This window comes from Algoriphagus sp. SE2 (assembly GCF_039563885.1).
In the GTDB taxonomy this organism is placed as follows: Bacteria; Bacteroidota; Bacteroidia; order Cytophagales; family Cyclobacteriaceae; genus Algoriphagus.
The window spans coordinates 1-25495 of the sequence record NZ_JBCLWJ010000007.1 but is presented as its reverse complement, the minus strand read 5'-3'; the positions used below and the strand labels follow the sequence as shown (position 1 = coordinate 25495).

Below are 25495 nucleotides of genomic sequence, written 5' to 3'. Positions count from 1 at the left end.
AATTTAATTTTTTGGTAGTATAAGTTTGAATTTGGCACCCGATCCAGGTTCTGAATCCACCTGAATCTCTCCACCATGAGATCTCATGATATCATAACTCAGCGAAAGTCCTAGTCCTGTTCCCTGACCAGTGGGTTTGGTTGTGAAAAATGGTTGGAAAATCTTTTGACGAACGGATTCGGGAATCCCATTTCCATTGTCTGAAATTATGATTTCAACATGATCATCAAAGTTTTTTGTGCTGATCTTGACCGTGGGGTTAAACTCAGTTCCATTGATAGTTTTCTTTTTATCTGCAACAGCATGGAAGGCATTTGTTATGAGGTTTAGAATCACCCTTCCTACGTCTTGAGAAACTACATCAATCATCGGCATACTTTCGTCAAAATCTGTTTCTAAAGTTGCGTTGAAAGATTTGTCTTTGGCTCTCAACCCATGATAAGAAAGCCTTAAATATTCATCGGCTAGAGCATTGAGATCTGAAGGTGCCTTTTGACCATTACTTGATCTACTATGTTGAAGCATCCCTTTTACAATGGCATCGGCTCGCTTGCCATGAAAGTTGATTTTTTCTTCATTTTCAATAATGTCTTTAACCAGCGCATTCACTTCTTCCATATTCCCAGTTTCAATTTCTCCTTTTAGCTCATCCAAAAGTTCTGTATTCACTTCTGAAAAGTTATTTACAAAATTTAAAGGGTTTTGAATTTCATGAGCGATCCCTGCAGTCAATTCACCTAAAGAAGCCATTTTTTCAGATTGGATTAACTGAGTTTGGGTATTTTTTAGTTCATCAATTTTCTCTTTTAGCTGCTTGGTACGATGATTTACTTTCTCCTCAAGAATTCTGTTTTCTTTTTTGAGCAATTGAGATCTTACATATACAATGACATAAACTAGTGCGGCAAATAATGCTGTAAATAGGAGATAAGCCCACCAAGTTTGCCACCATGGAGGTAGAATTGTGAATTTGAATGAAGCAGGTTCACTCCATACTCCATTAAATCCACTTGTAGCAACTTTAAATTCGTATTCGCCAGGAACGAGATTGTAATAGTTTTTGGAGTTGTTTGCATCGGATGGTTCCGACCAATTTTCATCAGCTCCTTCAAGAATGTAGCGGTAGACGATTTTGTCTCTGCCCTGTATAGAGGGATTGATAAAACTAAAATTGAATGAGTTAAGATCATAGGGGACAGTCATTCCAATTGGGAGTTGATTTGCTAAATCAAGACTATCCCACTGGATTTTGCTATAATCAACTTCGCTGGAATCTGAAGGAAAAGAAGATTTTTCAAAAAAGGCAGTTTGTTCACTATTCCAGATAGTGTCACCTTCATTGAGTTGATTTTTGATAAAAGTTGAATTAACGAACTGAGGACTTTGGTCCATTACCTTAACATTAGAAATAATTATTTCTGGACTCAATGTATCCAATTCAGCATTTTGATTGATTACAGATAATATTGGAGCAGCGGCCCACCACATGGTTCCTGAGGATGTTAGGATTGCAGTAGCTTGGTTATAATCATTAAAAGGAAAGCCTTCAGGTTTGCTAAATCTGGAGAATCTCCATTTTTGATCGGGATTTCTCGAAGTGGGTCGATTGACTAGTACTATTCCGTTTTCAGATCCGATTAAAATATCATCTTTCAAAGTAATCATATCGTACATGACAGGGGGCAGCATTCCATTTTCAGGAAGCACATTTGTTATGCTCATGGAATCAAGATTTATTATTGAAAACCCATTATCGCTACCAGCAAGTATTTCCCCATCATCAGTTTGAGTGATCATAGATACATAATCACTTGTCAATCCATCAAATTTTCCTAAGTAGGATACTTTATCTTTTTCTTTATTCAGGATATTAATTCCCAGATCGTTACCTAGCCAGATATTTCCTTTTTTATCTTCTTCCACTAACCATACTCTGTTGGAAGCCAATCCCGTATATTCATCGATATAAGAAAATGATTTTTCAGTTGGGTTATATTTAAAGAGACCATCCAAAGACCCGAGCCAAATGTTTCCATCAGCAGTTTCAAGCCCCTTCCAAAATATTCTGGCTACAGTTTGATCAAATTTAAAAAGCTCTGCCTCCTCAAGTTCAAGATCAATTATTATAAAACCTCTAACTCCGCCAACAAGGATTTTATTGTTTTTTAAAATACTGATAGATCTTTGGTCATTAAAACTTAAGTTTTCAGGGAACTTTACTAAATAAATTTGCTCCAAGTTTGGATCATAGACATTGATTCCATCATATTCTGCTAGCCAGATTCTGCCTTTATAATCTTCACCAATTCCCCAAGTGTCATTACTCGCTAGACCAGAATTTTTATCGAAATGCTGGCTAAGCATACCTGTAGGATTGATTAGTAAAACTCCTTTGGAAGTTGTACCTATCCAGATATTTCCGTCTGAATCAGTTAAGCTACCACTTGGTAAACCAGATGATCGAAAATCCGCTCCAGTTGGTATTTTTTTCAAGAGATTTTTTTCTCTGTCAATAATCGTAATTGTATCGTTATCAGTAATCCAAAGCCTGTTTTTTGAATCTAAGTTAAAAGCTTTAGCCCCGCTGTAGAACCCTTGCTCAGAACCAATTTGATATAGCGTTTTTTCTTTTAGAGAAATCCCATAAGCATTCTTTTCATCAAAGCTAGAAAGCCAAATTGTGCCTTCTCTATCCTCCAGAAATTCATAGACAATGGAGTTTAGGAGCATTCCTTCTTTCTGCCCCAAAATCCTGAAAACATTTCTTTGAGGATTTAGAATAACAAGACTGCTTCCGTATCCCATCCAAATATTTTTTTGTGAATCCATAAAAACTCCGGCAGAGAATATTCCCAATTTTTGATTGAGAGTATTCATATATTTCATCTTCCTTTCTATTGGATCCAATAAAACGATTCCCTGTGCTGTGTTTCCAAACCAAAAATCCCCATTATCATCCTCTATTCCACGGGTGTAGCTATTTCCTATCTTGAAATGTTCTACCAATTTCAAAACTGGATCAACCAAGTATAGGCCACTAGCATTGGCCACCATCATGATTTTTCCAGAGGATGTTTCACCTATATCTACAACAGGATCTATATTTCCATCCAGATTACGGAGAATAAAGCTATAGTTTTCAAATTGGTCTCCGTTAAAGCGATGAACGCCCTTCTCACTGGAAAACCAAATAGATCCTTTTTGATCATCGTAAACCGAATAGATCGCATTACCTATCAGCCCTTCAGACTGACCAATTCTGATAATTCCGGAGGTTGTTCCGTCTGATTTAGTGAGCGTGCCAAGATTCGTGATTTCAGGCTCAGATAAAATATATTTGAGGTAAGGAACGTCGATATTTTTTATTGTATCCAGATTGATTTGGATTTCTTCTGGATTGTCCCAGTTGATAGGAGTTTTGGTAATCGGGGATTTTAGTGGTTTGAAATGATATGTGCTAAAATGACTTGAGGGATAATTTTCTAGTTTAAATTTGATTTTAGTGACAGTTGGCATACTATCTTTCCCAAGCTTATTCCAACTAAAAGGTTTGAATTCAGGAAAATTAAATGGTTGAGTCTTTGGTTCTGTAAAACCAGATGGATTCTCTGGAAAAGGAGTTTCTGTCTTAGTATGACAGGATGCCAAGAGTACTATATATAGTAATATAACCAGGGGGCTATAAGTTTTTTGATAGACTATTTTCATTTTTTTATCCCAGGTTTTATTGAAATACTCATTAACATAATAGTTTCCTTGTCATTCCTATTTTCTTCCTGATTAATTCCTTAACACTTTATATTATGTCATATCTACCCCATGATCCTTACCCAGTTCCTTAATCACCTTCTTCAGGTAACAGGTAATAAAATAATTTGTCTAGGGAACATTCTGTCGTGAACGTCTTCAAAACTTCCTTCCGTGCTTTTTGAAGTAATTGATCACTTTTGGAGTTCATTTTACTCATTCAAGAACTTGATTTTCTTCTCTAGAAAAATACTATTCATATGGATTAGCTTAATCAAAAATTAAATATCGATTTTAAAATTGCTTTTGAGTTACAAAATCTATCCCGTTTGGTTAGGAGAGTTTTTATTTATGACTAGCAAATCAATCTCATTTTTATTGATAATATAATGTAATGGATTTTTTTTTAATTAAGATATTCTCAAAGCCTAATCGGTAAAAAAAATGACTTCAAAAATTTTTGATTTGTGGTTTAATGCCAATAAATCCAAAAGATTAAAAGGGATTGAGGGATTATTTTTCATCTGCTTTTAGCAAGCTTTAACAAAATAATCGTAGATATATGAAATTTTCGTAGGGTTTTTAAAAAATTCATTTTAGATTAGTGACATGAATGAATTGAACCACAACGAAGAACTGATTATGGGAATCTTTTGGAAGCTTGAAAGTGCTTTGGTAAGAGATATCCTAGAAGAATTGCCTGAGCCAAAACCTCCTTACACCACGTTGGCATCCTCCATTAGACTATTAGAGAAGAAAGGCTATTTAAGTCACAAGACTTATGGTACTACCCATCTTTTTTTTCCTGTTATTTCTCAAGCGGAATATAGCAAGAAGAGTATCAATCGGATCGTAAAGAATTTCTTTGAAGGATCGGTTAGTAATTTCTTGTCTTTTATGGTAAAGGAGAAAAATATCTCCGAAGATGAGATTCAGGATTTACAAAAACTGATTGATGACTACGAAAACCCAGATAAGAAATGAGCGAATTGATAACTTATCTAGTAGAGGCAAGTATCTGTCTAGCCGTATCACTTCTTTTTTATAAAGTTGTTTTGAGCGAACTGACCTTTTTCGGTTGGAATAGGGCGATACTATTGAGTATGTTGGGCCTGTCTTTAATAATTCCCACACTTTCCTTCAAACTTGTTTCTGGATCAACGATGCTACAAGAGGTAACTCTTCCGGAATTTTGGGTAGGAAATCAAACTGGTCAGGAGCAAAATAACTTTTCCTGGATCCAAATTCTTTTTACAGTTTATTTGATTGGGATGATTTGGACTGCTCTTCGGTTGATTTATGGGTTTATGCAATCTTTTATTTTATTGGGAAAATCAAATCTGTTTTTTCATAAAAATCAATACATAGCAGTTCATCCGGAATTCACTCCAGCTTCATTCTTTCAATACATTTTGCTCCCAAAATTTCAAATGGACGATGAAGATCAGCAGCGGATCATACTTCACGAGTCTGTTCATGTGAGCAAAAAGCACAGCTATGATCTATTATTCGTTCAAATGGCCAAGATTGTCTTTTGGTTCAATCCACTCATTTATCTTTTTGAAAACTCAATTCGGGAAGTACATGAATTTCAAGCTGATCAGGGGGTAACTAAGTCATTTTCTCATTCAGAATATTCAAGATTACTTCTAAGGCTATTGACAGCTGGTAGGGGTTGGCAATTCATGAACAACTTTAACCAATTTCAAACTAAAAAAAGAATTATCATGATGAATAAAACCAAGTCTGACCGGAGCCAGTTACTTCGGTTTCTAATGGCCATTCCAATCATGGGATTAATGTTTTTTACTTTCTCTTGTGACTTGACTAATGGAGAAGAGGAAATAGAAGGCCCAACTCAAATGGGGGAGCAGGCTAAAGCCATTGGGCCATCAAATATTACAGCTAGGATGGCTCAGGGAAAGGATGGACAAGAAATTTTTGATGTGGTAGAAAACCAACCAAATCCTCCCGGGGGAATGCAAGGATGGAACTCTTACTTAGCTTCTTCTTTGACTTATCCCGAACAAGCCAGAAAAATGGGAGTGGAAGGTACTGTTATCGTAGCCTTTGTTGTGAACTCCGACGGGTCAATTTCTGATGTAGATATAATTCGTGGAATTGGTGCAGGTTGCAATGAGATAGCCATGCAGGTTATAAAAAATGCACCAAATTGGGAGCCAGGAAGCCAAAGAGGAAGAGCAGTAAACACAAGAATGAAATTACCAATTCGATTTAAGCTGGGAAACGATGAAGTGGGAGAATCTGCTAGCTAAGTGAAGTTTGCTTTCTCAAATAAAAATCAGATTACTAATTCAATTCAATCATTTAATGAAAATAAAAATCTAAAAAGTATCGAAATGAAAACTAACGCAAAGCCAATTATTATTTCTACCCTGATGTTATTTATGTTTTTTTCCTTGAATATTCAGGAAAGCAATGCTCAATCTCAGGAAGTTCATGAAAAAGTAGATGTCATGCCAATCCCACCAGGAGGAATGTCGGGATTGATGACATTTATGAGTGAGAATTTGAAATATCCTTCGCAAGCAAAAGAAAAAGGAATCGAAGGAACGGTGGTAGTATCTTTTGTCGTCCAGGCAGATGGCTCTGTAGCTAATCCTGAAATTTTAAGAGGAATAGGTGCAGGTTGTGATGAAGAAGCACTGAGAGTGGTGAAGTCATTTCCAAACTGGACACCAGGGGAGAAGGATGGTAAAAAAGTGAATACTCGAATGCAACTACCAGTAAAATATAAGCTTTAGTTGATGGATTCATAAATTTCAAAAAGCCTCTAAAAATGTTTTAGAGGCTTTTTTATGTTAAAAATTACGAATTTATCGTGATATTACGAATTATTCGTAGGTTTTTTGAAAAAGCTTTTATACCTTTAAAACATGGAAGAACTTACAGCCAACGAAGAGCAGATCATGAGGATCTTTTGGAAATTGGAAAGAGCAATTGTCCGGGATATTCTAGATCAGTTGCCAGAACCAAAACCTCCTTATACCACTTTAGCTTCTTCGGTGAAAGTGTTGGAGAAAAAGGGATATCTTGGTCATAAATCTTATGGTAAAACGAATGAGTATTTTATCCTGATTCCAGAAAGTGATTATCGAAAAAAGAGTTTTAACTCCTTGGTTAAGAACTTCTTTGATGGTTCGGTAGAGAATGTGCTTTCATTTTTAGTGAAAGAGAAAAAGGTTTCTGAAAAGGAATTGGAAGAATTACAGAAAATGATCGATCAATACGAAAAAAAATAAAGGGTATGGATTTTCTATTTACATATTTGTTAGAAGGGAGCATTGGGATATTCCTGGTCGTTTTGTTTTACAAAATCCTGATTGAAGATCTAACTTTTTTCTCTCTTGGAAGAGTAACTTTATTGGTTTTATTGGCAGCAGCAGTTCTTTTGCCTTTGATTTCCTTCGATTTCAAATGGATGGGGCAATCATCCTTAAAACCAATTGCTTCATCTTTGGGATGGATGGATGGACAAGTAAATCGAGTGGTCTCCCAAGAAGATGTAAACTCATTCAATTGGATTTTGATTCCTTTATCAATCTATTTAATAGGGGCAATATATCGTCTATTAGTGTTGTTAGGAGGCATATTAAAGACATTTTACTTGATTTTTAATTCTCAAGCGATTAGGATGGGTAATCAGACTTTAATCATAAATGATACAATGATTCCTGCCTCTTTTTTCAATTATATCATGCTGCCATCTTATAAACAGGATGATCCTGAAATCAATCAGATTTTGTTGCATGAGTCGGTGCATATCCAAAAAGGGCATACTTGGGATGTACTTTTTCTCCAGTTAATTAAAGCTATTTTCTGGTTCAATCCAGCTATCTATCTTTTGGAAAAGCAGCTTAGGGAAATCCACGAGTTTCAAGCTGATCAGGAAGTTACAAGTAATTATTCACCAATTACTTACTCCAGATTGTTATTGAAACAATTACAAAAAGAAAAGGGACTTCAATTCATGAATAATTTCAATCAATTTCAAACTAAAAAAAGAATCATTATGATGAACAAAGCAAAATCAAGTTCAAATCAGAAAAAAAGGTTTTTCCTAAGTATCCCATTATTGATACTTATGGTAGGACTTTTCTCATGCAATATGGCTTTAAGCCAATCTGATGTAACTGGAAAATGGGAAGGGACTGAATTCGTATTTGACCAAACGGAAGGCCCTGATATGTCAGCTATGATAGAGGGTGGTAGAGCATTACATGAAGGTGGAACCTTAACACTTAATGAAGATGGTAGTATGAAAATTACTTCTGGTCAAGGGGATATGAATGGATCTGGTACATGGAAATTAGAAAATAATACGATCGTAGTAACAATGAATGGTGATGAAATTACTTATTATGAGATTGTTAGAGTATCAGATGATGAATTAGTAACTAAACATGAAGTGGAATTCGAAACACCTATGGGAAAATTGGCAGGAATTATTACACTGACCTACATCAGATAAAAAATTTATCATTATCTACGAATTAGTCGTAGATTTTCATAGGGTTTTTGAATTAAAAAGCCAGTCTTGATTCTAGACTGGCTTTTTTTGGATGTTTATTGTAGGATTAATCCATTTTGTCTCCTAAGAAAATAGCATTAAAGAAGAGCTTATTTGTTCCAAACCATGTTCCTCTAAAATTCGGGGAATCGTAGAAATTGATAACTCTTCCTCTACCAACAGGAGATACGATCAGGCTTGCACTTTGCTTCAGCAATTCCAAATTAGCATCGGAAATGTACCCTCCTAATAGAGGGTCATTCGTATAGCGAATAGGAGTGAGGTATTTGTTTTTACTAGGTTGGACAAAAATCGAATTGTTTCTATATACAGGAAGTGTTTCTCTTTTATAACCATAAGCGATAGGATGTGTCAGATCCAATCTTGCCATGTAAATACTTCCGCCAACTTCTTTAGCGCCCTCAAAATTGCTTCGAACTGCGAATGGTAGCTCTTTTGGGTCTGTGCTTTCTCCTCTTTCTACCAAGGTTTCTTTTGTGATTCCTTTTTGATTCAACCAAAGACTAGCAGATTTTAAAGAAATCACCGTTCCTCCTCTGTTGATCCAGTCCTTTAGATGTTCCACTACATTTTCTGAAAATGAATTATAATTTCCAGATGGTAAGATCAAGGTATTATAATCGAATAAATTCACTCGATTCATTTGATCCGAATTAACTTTAGTGATTGGCATTCCAACTTTAGAGTCAAGTAAGTACCATATTTCACCGGCTTCATAGCTAGAAACCCCATCTCCAACAACCATGATCACCTTTGGCTCTGTCACTGCACCAACTAGGTTTGATCCCAGATCAATTCCTTGAAGGTTTAAACCCGTAGTTGTGGCATATACTTTTTGATGATTTACTTGTGCCAGAGTTTTAAGCGCATCTTTAACATTGCTTTCACTTAAGCTCTGGAAACCCATCGGAATCATCAAAGTACCAGCGGCAAAATCGATTGGTCCATCTTGCGTTTGAGAAGTAAACGGCCTATTTACTATTTCTACATGTACCCCAGCTTTTTGAAGGTCAAAAAGCATTTTAGGGGCAAAATAATCTGCCCAATCGATCAAATAAGCATATGCTTTTACCTCAGGGAATTCAAAAGGCTTCGGGGAATTGTTTTCCACAAGAATCCCTGGTTTCAATGAGGGAGCTGCTGCAAAAGGCATCCCATAGGTATGTGCCATTGTCCAAGTGGAAGCATCATAAAATACCGAGTCGGCAAATTCTGTCACCTCTTCAAACATGGTCCGAACCATTCTATATTGAGGCTGGGAAGTAGGAACTATCCAAGATTTACCTTTTTTGAAATTATACCCTTCAAGGTTGATATCATTGTCATTTTCATATACTTTGATTTTATGATCCATCAGAAATTGTACAAAAAGGGCACTTCTGTTTTCATCAAATTCATCTCCAAATACATAATTTTTTGCAGGGTCTTTAGAACCTTCATTTACTGCAGTTTCAAAGAATTCGCGCAAATAGTCATGCATGTATTCTCTATTTTCCAATGCAGCCTCCATTGTTGCTAAAGAGCTTCTCACATGATTTCTAATGGTAAAGGCAAAGCTGATTTCTCCTCTTTGGCTATCTTGCAAATGGCCTCTACTACTAGCTTGTTCAAATACCAACCCTAGTCCTCCATGAATATCCGGATAAGTACTTCCGTAGCCAGGATAGCTATTATCAAAAACTTCTTTAGTCCAATATAGGCTTCCTATTTCATCCAGATATTTTGAAAAATACTGGGCAAAACGACCATTGATATCTTCGTAATTTTTTCGTGGTACAACAGGATTTTCACTTCCAAAGGGTTTCGTAGGCTCAAAGAAATAAGTACTATTGGTACCCATTTCATGAAAATCAGTAGTCACGTTTGGATACCAAGTGTGGTACCATGCGATTTTGGCCTGAGACTCAGGATGTGCCAAAGGCAGCCAATCTCGATTCAAATCAAACCAATAATGGTTCGTTCTTCCTCCTGGCCAAACTTCATTGTGTTCTCTATCCAAAGGGTCGGCAACAGGAGGGAATCCCTTGTTTGAATTTGCCCAATGGCTGTGTCTATCTCTTCCATCTGGATTGACAGTTGGATCAAAATGAACTATTGCATTTTGTCTTAGATTTTTTGCAAGGTCAGATTGGGATGCCAAGAGCCAATAGGCGGATAACATGGCCGCTTCCGCAGAAGAAGGCTCATTTCCATGAACTCCATAGCCTTGGTGTATAATGGAAGGCATTGAACTGACATCCGGTTTTGGTTGACTTGGATCGGCTAGCTGGAGCTGCATTAACCTGATTTCTTCCAAATCACCCATATTTGATTCTGAGGCAATCGTAAGGATTATTTTTGGCCGAAGTTCGTGTGTATAACCGATTGTTTTTAATTCAGCCATTTCAGATAACTCATCGAGTTTTTCGAAATACTTAACAATCAAATCATATCGCGTATGCCATGATCCGATTTTATACCCTAAAAATTCAGAAGGAGAAGGTATTGAAGGGTCAAATTTTTCACCTGGGAAGAAATAATTTTCTTGCGCAAATAGGTTAGTGGAAAGGATAAGCCCAAGAAATAAAGCTAGTAGTGTTTTTTTCATGGTTCCAATTTATTTCAATTTCGATTAGAATATGAGGAAAATAGGCAAAAATCCATCAATGGTTTTTTGTTTGACCTCATTTTCAAGTAAATTATCCTCATTAATAATTTTCCTAAAATAATCTGTTGTATGAAAAAGACATCGCTGACTTTAGCGCTTACCTTATCTTCTTTTAGTATTTGCTTTTTAGCTTGTGCACAAGAAAAGACTCCACCACCAATGAAGCCGGAGGCTACTGAATTTTATACCCCCGTTCCTCCAAAAGTTACGCCTGGTGCAAATAATACGGCTCCACCTTCTGACGCAATAGTGTTATTTGACGGAACAAGTTTAAACGGTTTTGTCAGCGCTAGAGACGGTTCTAGCCCTGCTGAGTGGGCCATAGAAAATGGTGAACTGGTTGTGACAAAAGGAAAAGGAGATATTCAATCAAAAATACCATTTGGAGATGCCCAATACCATGTTGAGTGGTCTGCTCCAACGGAAATTGTAGGTGAAGGGCAAGGTCGTGGGAATTCAGGTTTTTTCTTAATGGGCTTGTATGAAGTCCAGATTTTGGACAGCTATGAAAGTAAGACCTATACGAATGGTCAAGCTGGTAGTATTTATAAGCAATTTACACCGTTGGCAATGGCTCTTAGACCTCCAGGAGAATGGAATTATTATGATATTATCTTTAAAGCACCTCGTTTCAACAAAGATGGAATTGTAACTTCACCAGCTACTGTGACAGTACTTATGAATGGGGTCTTGGTTCAAAATCATGTTATTTTAAAAGGTCCAACTGAATACATAGGGATTCCAAATTATAAAGCTCATCCCGAAGAGTTGCCGCTTAAACTTCAAGATCATGGAAACCCAGTAAGATTTAGAAATATCTGGGTTCGTAAACTTTAATTAATCATTATGAAGGAGCTGAATAATTTTTTTTCTGCTCCTTTTTTATCAACACTCAATAACCCCAAAAACTATGTCATCAAGAAGACGATTTATACAAAACACCATGTTGTTAGGCGCTGGCTTAAGCATGCCTAATATTCTGACTGCTGCAGATTTTGGCAGATATACCCGGAAAGTAAAACCCTCTGACCAGCTTAATTATGGCCTGATTGGTTGTAAGGGGATGGGATGGTCCAATATGAACGCCCATTTGAAATTGCCTGAGGTGAACTGTGTGGCATTGGCAGATGTAGATCAAAGTGTTCTGGATCAAAGAACTGAAGATGTATTCAAACTTCGGGGAACAAGACCCAAACAATACAAAGATTATAGGTTGCTTTTAGAGGATCCAGATATTGATATTGTTATTATTGGAACCCCTGATCATTGGCATTGCCTGATCATGTGCGATGCAGTATCGGCAGGTAAGAATGTCTATGTAGAGAAGCCAATTGCAAATACCATCGAAGAATGTCAGTTGATGGTGAAAGCTCAGGAACGATACGGTAAAGTAGTCCAAGTTGGCCAATGGCAACGTTCAGGTTCTCAATATGCACAGGCAATTGACTATGTGAAATCAGGAAAGCTCGGACAAATTCGATTGGTAAAATGTTGGGCTTATCAAGGATGGATGAAACCAGTTCCTGTATTGCCAAATGGGCCAGCTCCTGATGGAGTAGATTATAAAATGTGGCTTGGCCCTGCTCCAGAGCGTCCATTTAATCCAAACCGATTCCATTTCAATTTCCGTTGGTTTTGGGACTATGCGGGAGGATTGATGACCGATTGGGGAGTGCATGAGATTGACATTGCACTCTATGCAATGGGAGTAAGTGCTCCAAAATCCGTTATGGCTTCAGGAGGTAAATTTGCCTATCCAGATGATGCTTCGGAAACTCCTGATACGCTTCAAACGGTGTATGAATACGATGGATTCAACATGCTTTGGGAACATGCTACAGGCATCGATGGTGGTAACTATGGTACGACGGAAGGAATTGCATTTATTGGGAATAATGCAACTTTGGTAGTGAATAGAGGGGGATGGAAAGTGATTCCTGAAACCGAAAACAAAGATGGGCAGCGTGTTCCAAAAGTAGCTGAAGTTCCTCATACTCCTGGGGTTGGAAGTGCCTTGGATCATCATGCTAAAAACTTTATTGAATCGGTAAAAGCGAATGATCCTAGCTTGCTGAATTGTGCGATTCAAACTGGAAGTGTCGCAGCAATCAATGCTCAAATGGGAAATATTGCCTACAAGACGGGTAAAAAAGTTTATTGGGATGCAACAAAAAATCAATTCACTGATAAAGAAGCAAATCAATTAATTAAGGCTCATTATCATAACGGGTGGGAATTGCCGAAGATATAAACTTGAAATACGAATGACGAAATACGAACCCTTCAAAGAAATTTGAAGGGTTTTATTTTTGGAAATTGAAACGGTATTCAAAGTTCAATAAAATTTGACTGTTTCTAGTGTCATTATAGCCGGGAAATTGAAGATCTGAAGGACTAGAAAATTGATAGGTCAGGTTCAATAAATACTTCTTTGCGATAATAGTCTGAGCTTGAACGAATGTTCCTAAATCGCTGGTCCCGACTCTTAACTTATTCCCTAAAGGTAATCCAAAGCCTGTTCCTATTGCGCCTTCAAATCTCATGCCCGGAAATGGACTAGGGAGACTATTAGAAACACCCCCATCAATGAAGAGGGCTCTTTCAGGTCCAATTCTCATATAGGATTGGATATAAACAGGAGTATTTGTAATTAATGTCGATGTACTACCAGTGTCAACTTCTTTTTCAGTAAACGCATTCCAACCAAGGCTCCCAATATGCAGTCCCCCTCCTAAACCAATCCATTTCCAATCTTTTTTCACATAAGGATTCAAGGAAAATAGACTTTTATTTTTTGTGGTAATAGGATCTGTACTCAGTTTATCTTCAGTTAATTTCCCGTAAGAAAGATTAATACCATAGGTTAAAATTCCATTTTCTGTGATTTTCGATCTTCCGATTCCCAATCCTCCTGTAGTATAGGTGGACTCGAAGGCATTATACTGATAATTGTTTGCACATCCTGAATTTCCACCAGTAGTTGAACCTTTGTAAACTGAAGTAGAAAAATAGTCTCCAGATGAATAACCACCTCGAATAAAATCATAGCTTTTTACTTGTGTACTATCTTTTGGAAGCGTATTCCAGGTCTGACTCATTAAAAAAACGGGTAAAATCATGCTTGCTAAAACACCCCATCGAAACTGGGGTACTGTGTATTTTTTAAAATAATGAGCTGAGAAAATGGCAATGCAGGGGAAAAGTAAAAAATTCATTGCCAGCATTTCTGCGAAACTCAACCAAAATCTTAAAGACCAAGTCATAATTACCACAATCCCTAAAAAAACAAATGCTGTAACAAAATTGGGATAGCGTACTTTTGTTTTTTGAGAAAGTGAGATGGACCTGCTTTCTCTATAAATAATGACTAAAGTGGATAAGATTACGATTAGAAGTAAAATCCATTGCATGGATTTGAGGCCAAAAATCATAGTTCCTCCCATAGCATGGGCACTAGGGTCTCTAAAAAACTCTGTGAAAAACCTAATAAAGGCCCAAGAGCCTAAAGAAGCCAAAAATAGATTTCCTGAAACCTTGATTTTCCTTTTTAAATATAGTAGAATCAGTATTACAGCGATTCCATTTAAGATTTCATAGAATTGAAAAGGATGTAAACTCGGTGTGGTAGAAGTCAGGCCTTCTATTAACTCTAGATTGAAATAATGTGCATGTGGAGGACTATCAAATCCATATCTTACACCCCATGGTAAAGTGGTTGGAGTTCCATAGCAACAACCAAGGAGTAGACACCCAAATCGTTGCAGTGCTAACCCAACTGGGAAGGCAAAGGAAAAAGAATCAATACTCGAGAATGGAATTTTAAAAACTTTAATTCCAATTAAAAAGCTTATTAAACCAAACAACACACCTCCTATTAGAACTTTTCCTTCAGCCTCCGGAAGTACAAGGCTTTGGAAAAAAATTGACCATTCAGAGGAACCGAAAGAGTTAATTTTGGTGCCAATAATGAAAAAGAGCCTAGAAAAGGCCAATACGACTAACCAACTGATAAGGGGAATTTTCCTTTTAACTCCCTCAAAAACCATGATTATTGTGGCTGCAAGGAAGGCGATGACATAAAAAATATTGAAAAAAGAAGAGAAGTATTCTCCGCCTAAAATCAACGTATTAAATATTGAATAATCGCGCATAATCACAATTTAATTTTGTAATAGTCGAAATTATAGAATTTATAATCTTATTTAAAGGTATTTTAAAAATAAAATTTGCAGAATAAGTAAAAGCTATTTTTGATTTTAGTAATAAATACTAATGTATTTAAAAGAAGGAATCTGAGAGTGAATTTTATAATAAAATCCAGATGTTAGATCAGTAGATTTATAGTATTTTCGGATCATGAACCTTAGAAACTCATCCTTATTCATTTTTGCTTTAGCAAGTATTTTTTCTTGTAAATCAACTTCACAATGGGAAGGGCAGGGGCCTATTCAGATTATAGAAACAGTTGATAAACCGATCTCGATTCAAGAGAAGCAAACTTTTGATGCAGGGGATGGAGTATTCTTTTCCAATGAATTTAATGGGGCAAGATTGAATCGAGTGGACCGTTTGAATGACACCTTAATTCAGATCACCATTTTACCGGAAAATGAACCGATCAATCCAAGTCCCTGGTACGCATTCAAAATTTGGTCAGAAAAACCAGAAGACTTTTGGATTCAATTTAGCTATGGAGGGATTGGGTTTCATCGTTATTTTCCTAAATCCAGTCTGGATGGAGTGAATTTTTCAAACGTAGATTCTTTGGATTTCTTTCAACCAGAATCTGAGGAAAGAAGACCTGAAATGGCTTTTTTGAAAGTTGAAAGTTCCCTAGATACGCTTTGGATAGCGGCACAAGATAAAGTTGGAACAGATCATGTTCAGGATTGGAAAAATAAAGTCCTTGCGCATGATTTTGTGGAGTTGATTTCAATAGGAGAAAGCAAGCATGGAAGACCATTGGAAATTCTAAAAATTGGAAATTCTGATGATAAGGCCATGTTGATGGTGATTTCTATGCAACACCCACCGGAACTAACTGGGTTTTTGGCAATGCAAGCTTTTATAGAAGGAATATGCAGTGACAGCCCTCAGGCGATTAAGTTTAGGAATAAGTATAATTTATATGTAATGCCTCAAATGAATCCCGATGGGGTCTCAAATGGGCATTGGAGACATAACGCTGGTGGAATAGATTTGAATAGAGATTGGATAAATTTCAACCAACCAGAGACAAAAGCTTTAGCTAAATTTATGGAATATAAAGTGCAGGAAACGGGAGGTAAATTCATCTTTGCAGCCGATTTTCATTCAACTTGGGAAGATATCTTTTATACAAATAATGAGGAATTGGAAGGTAATTTCCCTGGTTTAATTCCGAAAATAATCAAAAGGTCTTCAAAACGAATTCCAGATTACATTCCGAATATCCGACCAAATGAAGGAACACAACGAAGTGTCACTTCTAATTCCTACTTCTTCTTTGTCCATCAAGCTGAGTCCATGACCTTTGAAGTCGGAGATAATACGCCGAGAGATATAATTCGAATGAAGGGGGATTATTTAGCTGATGAGTTGATGAAGATTTTGAATAAAAAGACTTTTAGATAAGAATTCTACTTAATTATCCCAAACAAAAGTCCCTACAGCACCACTATTTAATTCTGATTTAAAGCCTGTTTTATCTGTTGAAAACTCAAATGCTTGAGTTTTTTCCTGATTATTGAGAACAATTAAAACAATTTTTCCATCTGGTCTTAAGAAGGCGACATTTGGTAGTCCTTCAGCAAGGTTAGATTCAATTCTCTTTGAACCAGGTAATACAAACTTACTCGCATGCCCCACGATATAATAAGCTGGATTTCTTGTGACTGAGTCTCCATCTATTGTTACAGCTCCTAAACATCGATTACAGCCCCCTCGATAAGTATACGGAGTTAAAGTTGGATTTGAAGTTAAATTCCATTCCAGTACAGTTTTTGCCCAATTTCCTGAAGCTCCTATAATTAAATTCTCTACATGCCAAGATAAATCTCCTGAAAGGTTACCCGGTGCACCAATCCACTGTTCTGTAAAGTAGATGTTTTTATCAGGGAATTCCCGATGAACTTCTGAAAGAGCTCCAATTTCACCACCGTAAAGATGGAATGCCGATCCATCTATAAAAGGATTAGCTAAAGAATCACTCAAAACTGTAATAGGGTAGTCAGGTCTATCTGCATTATGATCATAGATAATAATCTTCGTATCAATACCTGCCTTTTTGAAAGCTGGACCAAGATGTAATCCTATAAAACGCGCTTGTTGTTCCGGGAGCATTAATAGGGAAGGGTTGTTTCCGGGGTGAAGTGGTTCATTTTGAATTGTTAGCGCGTCAATATGGATTCCTTCCGCCTCCATTTGCTCAATATATTTCACCAAATACTTCGCATAAACTTCCTCGTACTTCTCCAAGAGTGATCCACCTCTGGTATCTTTATTATCTTTCATCCAAGCTGGAGGAGACCATGGAGAAGCCATTAACTTAATGTTGGGATTAATTGAAAGGATTTCCTTTAAAACAGGAATGACATCATTTCGATCTGGACCTAAATCAAAGTATTTTAACTCCGGGTCGGTAGCTAACGAGTCATTTAAATCATCGTATGAAAATGGACGTTCATTTAGATCAGAAGCAGCCACTGACAATCGTAAATATGAGATTCCAATTTGATCTGAATTTATACCAAAGAGTTCCTCCAGAAGAGCTTTTCGCACTGATTCAGACATGCCTAAAAGATGCTTGGCACTTCCCTGAGATAATGTAAAACCAAACCCATCCATTTCTTGAAATGTAGACTTAGGATCAATTGAAATTTCAACTAGTGGCAAAAGAGAATTTTTATCTTCCTGAATGCCCAAAGGTTTTTGTCTCTCAAGTTTTATATTTTGTCCAGGATCCGTTAACCAGAATTCTACTTCATGAGGTGTTTCTTTGCAGGAACTGAATAATAATGTACAGACTATAAAAAAGAGGGGATATTTAATCATTTCGAAAAATAAAAAAAGCCATAAACAAATTGTTTATGGCTTACAGAAATATTGTTAAATACGTCAGAATGCCAAAGCAGCTAATCCTAATTTTGATTTAAGAGGATTGATTGATTTCAGTATTTGACCAGAATATTTTTGGAATAATTCACTTCCCAATAAATCAGTAAGGAACTTTGTTCTTTTGTTTTTCAAGCCTAGAAAGCTTGCTTTTTTATCATCATCTGAGGCAGAACTCCCATTTATTTTCATTAGGTTGTCCACAAAGCTTTTATTATCAGTTTCAAGTTTACTTTGCTGATCTGAGCTGAGATCCAATCCTTTCGTATCATTTAAAATACCTAGGACCTGAGAAGCCATGTCCAATTTAGGGACTTTCAATCCTTGTGCTTGAGATGTGAAGCCTATGATGCAAAGAGCAAATACAAGGGGTAAGATTTTTAATACTTTCATAAGATTAATGTGGCAAGTTTATATTTAGTTTTAAATGGACGGATTTTCTTTTTGATTGATTTCTTATATTTTTTAGCATTGTCCTTTCCCAATAATTTTTCGAATGTAGTAGATTGCTTTTTGCCTAAGTCTAATAATGATTTCTTTTTCTCTTCATCGCTATCATTACTTCCCGCAATTTTAAGTACATCATCAAGAAATTTATTGTTTGCTGATTTTAATTCATCTTTTTTAGAAGACTCCAGATTTAAAACATCATCAGGAGAAAAAGCCCCAAGCATATCACTTTTAAATGAAGGTGAAGGTAAGGAGATCTTTTGAGCAGAAGCTTCGTGACTGGATATGATTGCCAGAATAGCTAATGTGGAAAGTATTGAACAAATTTTTTTCATTTTTTATCTATTTAGTTGAACAATCCTTTTCCCAAATCCATCAAGCCTCCTAGATCCATTCCACCATTTTTTCCACCTCCCATTAAAGAGCCTAGTAAATCTGTTGGATTTACTTTTCCAGAACCTCCTTGTAATGCTGCAGCTACAGAAGACATGATGTCTTGGTTGTCTTGTGGGGCGTCATTAACTCGCTTATTAAAAAAATTTAGAACCATTGGTAGTGCTGCGGCAGCTATACTTAGCGCTTGCTCTTTGCTAATACCAAGTTTGTCAATCAAACCTTCAGATACGCTGCTTTGCAGTTGATTAATCACCGGAGCAGAAGGTGAGGTTTCATTTCCCGAAAACATTTCTTTCACTCCTTCAAGGTTTCCAGAAGCTACTTGTTTTTGGAGACTTGAAAAAATTGTTTCCTTTAAAGCGGTTGCTGAAGATTTTGGATTTGATTGATTCATTCCTGAAAGCATTTCTTCCAAAGGACCTTCAGCTAAGTTTAATAATTGATCTAACATTATATTAAAAGTTTATGTAGACTAAAGTTCATTAAAATCGTTTTATAATCCAATTAATCCATTATTTAAAAGGAAAACCCTCTTTATTTAACCAAATAGAAGAGTTTTACAATTCTTAAAATCTAACTCATGGGAAAGCAATAAAGTTAAGATTCTTATTACTAAAGACTTTTCATTTTTTTATTGAAAAATAAGATTAAGAATTTCAATTTTCTAGATTTATGATAACTGGATCAATTTCCTTTTGGTCTGAAATATCGAATTGGGGCTTTAGGCTCAGGTTTTAATTCGATGCCTTCAGTCTTTAGCAATTCCAAAGCAACTTGAACTGCCCGCTCCAATTGAGGGTCTTTTCCTTCGATGACATCTTTTGGCAATTGCTCTACAGGAATATCTGGCGATATACCAACTCCTTCTACGGCCCATTCACCATCGGTATCATAAAAACCACCTCGTGGAGCTACCATTCTTCCCCCATCTATGAAAGGAGGTGTATCCCAAGTGCCTACTAATCCTCCCCAGGTTTTCGTTCCGATCAATGGACCTATTTCCATTTTATTAAATAAGTATGGCAGCAAATCGCCACCAGATCCTGCACGTTCATTGATCAACATTACTTTAGGCCCCCAAATCCCTGACATCGGTTGTGTAAAGGGACGATGGTCATTTGCTCTAGAATTAAAATACCCAGTCAATTTTCTATTCATGATATCCACCATGTAATCTGCGGCAGATCCTCCTCCGTTGTTTCGCTCATCGATGACAGCACCTTTTTTGTCTTGCTGCGCAAAATAATAGCGGTTGAAAGAGGTATACCCTGGCTGGCCTGTATTAGGAAGGTAGACATAAGCCAGTTTTCCTTCAGAAAGCTCATCCACCTTTTTGCGATTCCCTTCAATCCAAGCAATTGATCTCAGTCGATTTTCATTCGATACGGGAACGACTAAGATGCTTCTTGAGCCTTCTAGCTCAGGCGTAGAATTTAAATGAATTTTTGTTGGAATATTCGTTGTTCCTTCAAAATAAGTGTAGAGATTACTGCCTTTTTCAATGGCTTTTCCATTCACCCCAACGAGGTATTCCCCAACTTCCGCCTGGGCTCCCACCTGTGCTAAAGGCGCATCCAATCCAGGATTCCAATCTTCACCAGTATAGATTTTTTTGATTTTGAAATTTCCGTTTTCTACTTCAAAGTCAGCTCCTAACAACCCAATCGGCACACGGTCGATAGCTGGAAAATCACCTCCTCGGGTATAGCTATGGCCCACAGCCACTTCACCTCCGATGATATCGATAATGTAATTCATATCTGAGCGATGTCTAACAGAGGCTACCCAAGGCTTATACCATTCGTAGATTTCATTCCAAGGTGCGCCATGCACATTATCTACATAAAGAAAATCTCTCTGATATCTCCAACCTTCCCGATAGATTTGCTGCCATTCTGCCATTGGGTCCACTTTGACTTTCATCCCAGCAATACTTTTTAGGGCGCCATCGCCAACTTTTTTTCCTGATCCAGAAGTTTCTATAATGCCCCACGTTCCACCTGATCGATAAAGGAGATTTTTGCGATCATTGGATACAACGACCTGATTTACTCTTGGCAAGAAGTCTTCTGATTTTCGTTTTGTCAAATCATATTTCTTGAGGGTAGTGCCTTCATTCTGAATCACTTCCATGTAAAATACCTGATTTGCTGGTGCCGCTGCAAGACCCGAATAATTTCTGGTTGGAACATCAATAGTAATAATTCTATCCATAATTCCAGCTTCAGAAATTGTTACTGTAACCGTTTCTTCTTTCTTTTTTTCTTCTTCTTTAACAGTTTCTTCATCACTTTGAGGAAGAAGTGGAGAGGAATCAGAGGCATTTAAGACAACTAGGTACAAAGCTCTGGTCACTGGATGATCATAGCTACTCATGTCCAACCACCCTGTATTTAATCCAAAATCTGTACTTGCAAGAAAATAAAGGTATTTGCCAGAGGCATCCCAAACCGGGGTTATGGCATCTGCCATAGTGTCTGTAACCTGGATTTTTTTGCCACTCGCTATTTCATATACAAAAATAGATTTCAACTGATTGTCCATCAGCCTTGAATAGGAGATCCATTTTCCATCTGGTGACCAGACTGGATTCATAGTACGATCAGGATGTGCGAATCGATCTGTCTCCACGATTTTACTGCTTCCCGAATTAACGTTGATTATCCAGATGTTATAATCCGTATCGGTAAAAGCAATATGTTCATTGTCTAAGGACCATTCTGGCTTGAAGAAAAAACTTGGATTCGGAATACTGATTGTCTTAGATACAATCCCTACTTGATCAGCTACTTTCAACTGATATTCTCCGGATTCATCCGAGAAATAAGCGACGTTTTTACCATCAGGTGACCACACTGGGGATCTTTCAGCAGATTTTGAGGAATTCGTCAGGTTTCTTCCAGCCCCGTTTTCTTTTGGGAAAGTCAGGATTTCACCCCTAAATTCAAAGATGGCTCTTTGGCCAGTGGGAGATAATTGAGGGTTCTGAAGTTGATTGCCAGAAACATTTGTCCAACGTTCACGAGCCCAGTGGAAATCGCCATTCACAGTAATAGGAACTTGCTTTAATTCTCCGTTGCTCGGATTGTAGAGATGGATATAACCTCCTTGTTCGATAACAATCGCATCTGGACCTGCATCAATACTTTTGATATCGAAATCCTTCAAAAAAGTCTCTTGTTTCTCTTGCTTGTTACTTGGGTCATAAGACCAAAGATTGGCAAGATAGTCTCGTTCTGAAATGTAAAAAACTTTATTCCCGAGCCAAACCGGATCGGTATGACGCTCCTTATCCGTTTGAGGTGTCATTTCCAAGGAATAATTTTTAAGGTCTAAAATCCAAATTGGTTTTGCCTGTCCTCCTCTATGATTTCTCCATTCTGGATCCCAAAAAGAAATTTGTTGATAGGCCACATGATTTCCGTCAGGCGAGATTTCACCATTGACTGCCCGAGGAACGATCATTGGACTTGGCATTCCACCATCCACACTTATCTCAAAAATTTTAGATTCCTGGGTTGCATGGCCTTCTCTTCCAGATGAAAAAATGACTTTTGAGCCATCAGGACTCCAGCCGGTAACTAAATCAGCACCCGGATGCCAAGTTAATCGTTTGGGTTCGCCTCCTTTGGCAGGAATCAAATACACATCGGTATTTCCATCATATTCTCCCGTAAATGCAACCCAATTGCCATCTGGTGAGAAATGAGGTAAGCTTTCTTCACCCTCATTGCTCGTCATCCGAATGGCATTGCCTCCTGCTCGAGGTGCTTTCCAAAGATCGTTGGCATAAACAAAGACTATCTCGCTTTGACTTAAACTAGGTTGGCGAAGGAGTTGGGTACCCTGAGGAAAAGCAGCCCAGCTCATGAGAGAAGCAGCTAAAAAGAGAAGTGTTTTTTTCATGAAAATAAGAGATAAGGAGTCATGTTTTTAAATCCTGAAAATGAATGAAAATTGACTGTAAAATAATCAATTGGATTTCTAGAGGAGTAAATTTCGATCTTTCAAGCTCAGAAAAAAATATGAATTTAAAAAGGTGAATTCTTTTACTTTTTAAAGTTTCAAAATCTGAGATAGTGAATTAAGATAAGAGGCTCATAGTCATTAAAGAAAATCCATTGCTTTTTTGATACGCATCCCAACGGGTTTGATCGGTTTGGTAAATATTTTTTTGATTGTAATGCTGCTTTAACTAAAATTTAACGAGCATAAATCACTATTCTATTATGATATAGTCGTTTAATTCAACCTTAAAATTTATACAGCCATTATCGGAAAAAAATTGAATGTATTCTTCATCTGTGCGGGTAATAAATCCGAGCTGCTTCGGTAATATTTTCACACTGCCTCCGCTTGACTGTTTTGGTGTGTATGTTAAAGTATCCATCGTATTATTATAAAACAGGTGACTCAATAAAAAAGGATAGACCCCTTCGTCCCCCGCACTACAATCAATCATCTCAGCACGTGTTAAGCGCATTTCGTTAAAAAAAATTATTAGTTCATCCAGTCCAAAATTTTCATTTAATAATTTGATTTCTCCCGCAATGTCTGCTTTCTGGGAGATTGAAATGCTGTAAATTGAAATCAGTCTTTTATTAACTTTTTGTAAATTCATCAGCCTGTTTCTGAAATAAGGATTCTTCAGGTAGAATTGATATTTATGCTCATTAGAAAGGCTGTCATCTAAAGAATACCACGGAAAGTTATCTTCCATTATAATCTCGTTTCTCCTAACCTGTTCTGAAATTCCATTCCTGATTCGAGTGTAATTATCCATATACAGTTTATGGTTCTTAATCCAAGTAATAAGTGATCGGTATTTTTTTGGAACAATACTTTCCTGTATCAGGATTGTTTCAATATTTTCCTCCATTACCTCGCTTCTGAAATAGTTAGATAGCAAATCGGATAAGCGTTGATCGCGTCTAAAATCGGAAACCGTAAGTTGATTATTCAAAAGCGAATCCGTTAACAGAACCCGTTCTGCTGCATTTTCCAGGCCATTATAAAAAACTTCTTCCTGCAAATTGTCTGCGAGGTTGTTCAACGTGACGATGGCTTCATTCTCAATAACCCGCTTCTGATTCCAGTTATTAATCTGAACCGCAATCATAACACCTAGGGTAATGAGAATTATTTCTCCAACGGCATATTTCATGAACTTCCCTGTGCGTCCCTGAGATATCAGGTTCTGTCGCATTTTTCTAAAGAATCTAAGCATTATCGTTTTTCATCAGACTGGGGTAGGTAAAATTCACAGATGATTATAAATATAAAAATTACTCGTTTACTTTCCTTTGGGCAGGCAATTTAGAAAGGATAAACCCTACCATCTGAAAATAAGATGATACATCACTGGATTAAGCCAAAACCTGATGATAAACTATTGGTGCTCATTGAAAATATTTAATCTTCAATTACTTTTCCACGAATACAAGAATATGAAATTAAAAAGGTGAATTCTTTTACTTTTTAAAGTTTCAAAGTCTGAGATAGTGAATTAAGACTAGAGGCTCATGGTCGTTCAAAAAAATCAAGACTTCTTTAGTGGAATCTAAAGAAGCTTTTCAATGGATTCCAATAGTTAAATTTGACAAATGGCATAGACTATTTTTTACCAAAAACATCTCGGATAGACTCTAAATAATCAAATCCATGACCTTCAGTAGGTTCGATGTAATTCCCTTCTAAATATTCATTCCAACAGCAAATCATGACAGTGTTCCCGTTACTAGGTCTGTATTTTCTTGATACTTGCTGTGCATCACGAAGCTTTGCCGAAAAAGTTGCCTTCGTACTATGTACTTTATCTTTTTGAGGTTCACTTGGGAAACCGGTTTGTTGTGGCCAGGTGCCACCCGCCGGACGCATATCCCATCCCATTGCTACCGGAACTTGATATTCGAAATTCGGATCACTCTTAAATTTCTCAGACCACATATTCCAATGACCTCTATAAGTTTCTCTCATATCTGCATAGGACTTGTTATCCTTTTCCATGAAGTTATGATAAACGTACGCTGTCATTCCTTCAAAACCCATGCTTTTCAATCTTGGTACATATTCTTGAAGTAACTGTTTATTCAGATATTCTCCACCTTCCCAAGGCTTATTAGGGTTGTTGGGTTTCCATTGGGTAGGTAAGCCATACAATCTTTCCCTTTCAAGCATTGGACCTGCGGTAACAGCAATAAATTTAATCCCGGCTAACCCCGATTTCTTAGCCGTGGCTTGAGAAAGATCCAAAAGGTCCTTCAATTTTAAACCATAAAATGCAGCTCGGGATTCAGCATCTTGAGGAAAATAGAAATACACTATAGGTCTACCGTCTTTTTCTTTGAGATAATCATCTCTCGAAAAATATTCATCAATCCAGAGTTGGGTTATTTTTTCATGAACCTTGAGATAAAGGGTTTTATCTGGTTCTTCTCCTTCATAATTAGCTTTTCTTGCTTTCGCATCAGGAGATCCTATTTCTAACCAATGCATCCAGCGTTCATTGCTATCATCACACCAATTGATCGCCCATTTCATCTGTTTTTCTTTTGGAAGCTTGGCGTTTTCTTCCATCAGTACCTTAAGCTGATCTCCCCATTCCACTAATC

General features: G+C 37.0%; 17 protein-coding genes and 2 pseudogenes. 9 read left to right on the top strand and 10 right to left on the bottom strand.

Annotated elements, in window-relative coordinates; genetic code table 11:
* Positions 1-3 precede the first annotated feature (3 nt).
* Positions 4-3708: an ATP-binding protein gene (locus AAGF08_RS10155; protein WP_343511048.1), complete on the bottom strand. Its 3705-nt coding sequence runs from the start codon at positions 3706-3708 to the stop codon at positions 4-6.
* 648 nt (positions 3709-4356) lie between these two features.
* Between AAGF08_RS10155 and AAGF08_RS10150 the strand changes: the two genes are divergently transcribed.
* The 6 genes and pseudogenes from AAGF08_RS10150 to AAGF08_RS10125 all read left to right on the top strand — a co-directional run bounded on the left by AAGF08_RS10150 (position 4357) and on the right by AAGF08_RS10125 (position 8239).
* Positions 4357-4731 carry a BlaI/MecI/CopY family transcriptional regulator gene (locus tag AAGF08_RS10150; protein ID WP_343511047.1) on the top strand — a complete coding sequence of 125 codons (375 nt, stop codon included), beginning with the start codon at positions 4357-4359 and terminating at the stop codon, positions 4729-4731.
* Positions 4728-5465 (top strand): annotated as a pseudogene (locus AAGF08_RS10145) (M56 family metallopeptidase); the annotation flags it as partial. The gene AAGF08_RS10150 and the pseudogene AAGF08_RS10145, both read left to right, overlap by 4 nt.
* A 249-nt stretch (positions 5466-5714) precedes the next feature.
* Positions 5715-6023, top strand: a pseudogene (locus AAGF08_RS10140) (energy transducer TonB); the annotation flags it as partial.
* 84 nt (positions 6024-6107) lie between these two features.
* The gene (locus tag AAGF08_RS10135; RefSeq protein WP_343511046.1) at positions 6108-6512 is read left to right on the top strand and encodes an energy transducer TonB; all 405 of its coding nucleotides are present in this window, start codon (positions 6108-6110) and stop codon (positions 6510-6512) included.
* Positions 6513-6644: 132 nt separating this feature from the next.
* Positions 6645-7010 (top strand): BlaI/MecI/CopY family transcriptional regulator, encoded by a 366-nt coding sequence (locus AAGF08_RS10130; protein WP_343511045.1) that lies wholly within the window; start codon positions 6645-6647, stop codon positions 7008-7010.
* Positions 7011-7015: 5 nt separating this feature from the next.
* Positions 7016-8239 (top strand): M56 family metallopeptidase, encoded by a 1224-nt coding sequence (locus AAGF08_RS10125; RefSeq protein WP_343511044.1) that lies wholly within the window; start codon positions 7016-7018, stop codon positions 8237-8239.
* Positions 8240-8345: 106 nt separating this feature from the next.
* Here the strand turns inward: AAGF08_RS10125 and AAGF08_RS10120 are convergent, their stop codons facing one another.
* A complete protein-coding gene (locus AAGF08_RS10120; RefSeq protein ID WP_343511043.1) occupies positions 8346-10886 on the bottom strand; it encodes a M14 metallopeptidase family protein in 2541 nt (846 codons plus the stop codon).
* Between the two features lie 129 nt (positions 10887-11015).
* Between AAGF08_RS10120 and AAGF08_RS10115 the strand changes: the two genes are divergently transcribed.
* Both AAGF08_RS10115 and AAGF08_RS10110 read left to right on the top strand, forming a co-directional pair.
* A complete protein-coding gene (locus AAGF08_RS10115; RefSeq protein ID WP_343511042.1) occupies positions 11016-11783 on the top strand; it encodes a DUF1080 domain-containing protein in 768 nt (255 codons plus the stop codon).
* Positions 11784-11856: 73 nt separating this feature from the next.
* A complete protein-coding gene (locus AAGF08_RS10110; protein WP_343511041.1) occupies positions 11857-13197 on the top strand; it encodes a Gfo/Idh/MocA family oxidoreductase in 1341 nt (446 codons plus the stop codon).
* A gap of 52 nt (positions 13198-13249) precedes the next feature.
* On the opposite strand, the gene AAGF08_RS10105 is transcribed toward AAGF08_RS10110, so the two are convergent.
* A complete protein-coding gene (locus tag AAGF08_RS10105) occupies positions 13250-15097 on the bottom strand; it encodes a prolipoprotein diacylglyceryl transferase family protein (protein ID WP_343511040.1) in 1848 nt (615 codons plus the stop codon).
* A gap of 205 nt (positions 15098-15302) precedes the next feature.
* Between AAGF08_RS10105 and AAGF08_RS10100 the strand changes: the two genes are divergently transcribed.
* On the top strand, positions 15303-16559 hold the full coding sequence (locus tag AAGF08_RS10100) for a M14 family metallopeptidase (protein WP_343511039.1): 1257 nt from the start codon (positions 15303-15305) through the stop codon (positions 16557-16559).
* 9 nt (positions 16560-16568) lie between these two features.
* On the opposite strand, the gene AAGF08_RS10095 is transcribed toward AAGF08_RS10100, so the two are convergent.
* The 7 genes from AAGF08_RS10095 to AAGF08_RS10065 form a co-directional block, all read right to left on the bottom strand.
* Complete coding sequence (locus AAGF08_RS10095; protein ID WP_343511038.1) at positions 16569-17978, bottom strand: glycoside hydrolase family 30 beta sandwich domain-containing protein; 1410 nt, start codon at positions 17976-17978, stop codon at positions 16569-16571.
* Between the two features lie 63 nt (positions 17979-18041).
* The gene (locus tag AAGF08_RS10090; RefSeq protein WP_343511037.1) at positions 18042-18431 is read right to left on the bottom strand and encodes a hypothetical protein; all 390 of its coding nucleotides are present in this window, start codon (positions 18429-18431) and stop codon (positions 18042-18044) included.
* Complete coding sequence (locus tag AAGF08_RS10085) at positions 18428-18823, bottom strand: hypothetical protein (RefSeq protein ID WP_343511036.1); 396 nt, start codon at positions 18821-18823, stop codon at positions 18428-18430. The genes AAGF08_RS10090 and AAGF08_RS10085 overlap by 4 nt, the downstream gene beginning before the upstream one ends.
* An 11-nt stretch (positions 18824-18834) precedes the next feature.
* Positions 18835-19335, bottom strand: a complete 501-nt coding sequence (locus AAGF08_RS10080) for a hypothetical protein (protein ID WP_343511035.1) — start codon at positions 19333-19335, stop codon at positions 18835-18837.
* A 233-nt stretch (positions 19336-19568) separates the two neighbouring features.
* Positions 19569-22790, bottom strand: coding sequence for a PDZ domain-containing protein (locus AAGF08_RS10075; RefSeq protein ID WP_343511034.1), 3222 nt, complete (start codon positions 22788-22790; stop codon positions 19569-19571).
* 313 nt (positions 22791-23103) lie between these two features.
* Entirely contained in the window at positions 23104-24090 is a 987-nt protein-coding gene (locus tag AAGF08_RS10070) for a DUF6090 family protein (protein WP_343511033.1), read from the bottom strand.
* A 407-nt stretch (positions 24091-24497) separates the two neighbouring features.
* A partial coding sequence (locus AAGF08_RS10065; RefSeq protein ID WP_343511032.1) for a glycoside hydrolase family 99-like domain-containing protein occupies positions 24498-25495 on the bottom strand: 998 nt, incomplete at its 5' end.

What these genes read in the sequence shown, in the direction of transcription:
- AAGF08_RS10110 (WP_343511041.1), top strand. Translation starts at nt 11,857, where the DNA reads ATGTCATCAAGAAGACGATTTATACAAAACACCATGTTGTTAGGCGCT.
- AAGF08_RS10105 (WP_343511040.1), bottom strand. Translation starts at nt 15,097, where the DNA reads ATGCGCGATTATTCAATATTTAATACGTTGATTTTAGGCGGAGAATAC.
- AAGF08_RS10090 (WP_343511037.1), bottom strand. Translation starts at nt 18,431, where the DNA reads ATGAAAGTATTAAAAATCTTACCCCTTGTATTTGCTCTTTGCATCATA.
- AAGF08_RS10120 (WP_343511043.1), bottom strand. Translation starts at nt 10,886, where the DNA reads ATGAAAAAAACACTACTAGCTTTATTTCTTGGGCTTATCCTTTCCACT.
- AAGF08_RS10095 (WP_343511038.1), bottom strand. Translation starts at nt 17,978, where the DNA reads ATGATTAAATATCCCCTCTTTTTTATAGTCTGTACATTATTATTCAGT.
- AAGF08_RS10080 (WP_343511035.1), bottom strand. Translation starts at nt 19,335, where the DNA reads ATGTTAGATCAATTATTAAACTTAGCTGAAGGTCCTTTGGAAGAAATG.
- AAGF08_RS10070 (WP_343511033.1), bottom strand. Translation starts at nt 24,090, where the DNA reads ATGCGACAGAACCTGATATCTCAGGGACGCACAGGGAAGTTCATGAAA.
- AAGF08_RS10135 (WP_343511046.1), top strand. Translation starts at nt 6,108, where the DNA reads ATGAAAACTAACGCAAAGCCAATTATTATTTCTACCCTGATGTTATTT.
- AAGF08_RS10100 (WP_343511039.1), top strand. Translation starts at nt 15,303, where the DNA reads ATGAACCTTAGAAACTCATCCTTATTCATTTTTGCTTTAGCAAGTATT.
- AAGF08_RS10130 (WP_343511045.1), top strand. Translation starts at nt 6,645, where the DNA reads ATGGAAGAACTTACAGCCAACGAAGAGCAGATCATGAGGATCTTTTGG.
- AAGF08_RS10125 (WP_343511044.1), top strand. Translation starts at nt 7,016, where the DNA reads ATGGATTTTCTATTTACATATTTGTTAGAAGGGAGCATTGGGATATTC.
- AAGF08_RS10085 (WP_343511036.1), bottom strand. Translation starts at nt 18,823, where the DNA reads ATGAAAAAAATTTGTTCAATACTTTCCACATTAGCTATTCTGGCAATC.
- AAGF08_RS10115 (WP_343511042.1), top strand. Translation starts at nt 11,016, where the DNA reads ATGAAAAAGACATCGCTGACTTTAGCGCTTACCTTATCTTCTTTTAGT.
- AAGF08_RS10150 (WP_343511047.1), top strand. Translation starts at nt 4,357, where the DNA reads ATGAATGAATTGAACCACAACGAAGAACTGATTATGGGAATCTTTTGG.
- AAGF08_RS10155 (WP_343511048.1), bottom strand. Translation starts at nt 3,708, where the DNA reads ATGAAAATAGTCTATCAAAAAACTTATAGCCCCCTGGTTATATTACTA.
- AAGF08_RS10075 (WP_343511034.1), bottom strand. Translation starts at nt 22,790, where the DNA reads ATGAAAAAAACACTTCTCTTTTTAGCTGCTTCTCTCATGAGCTGGGCT.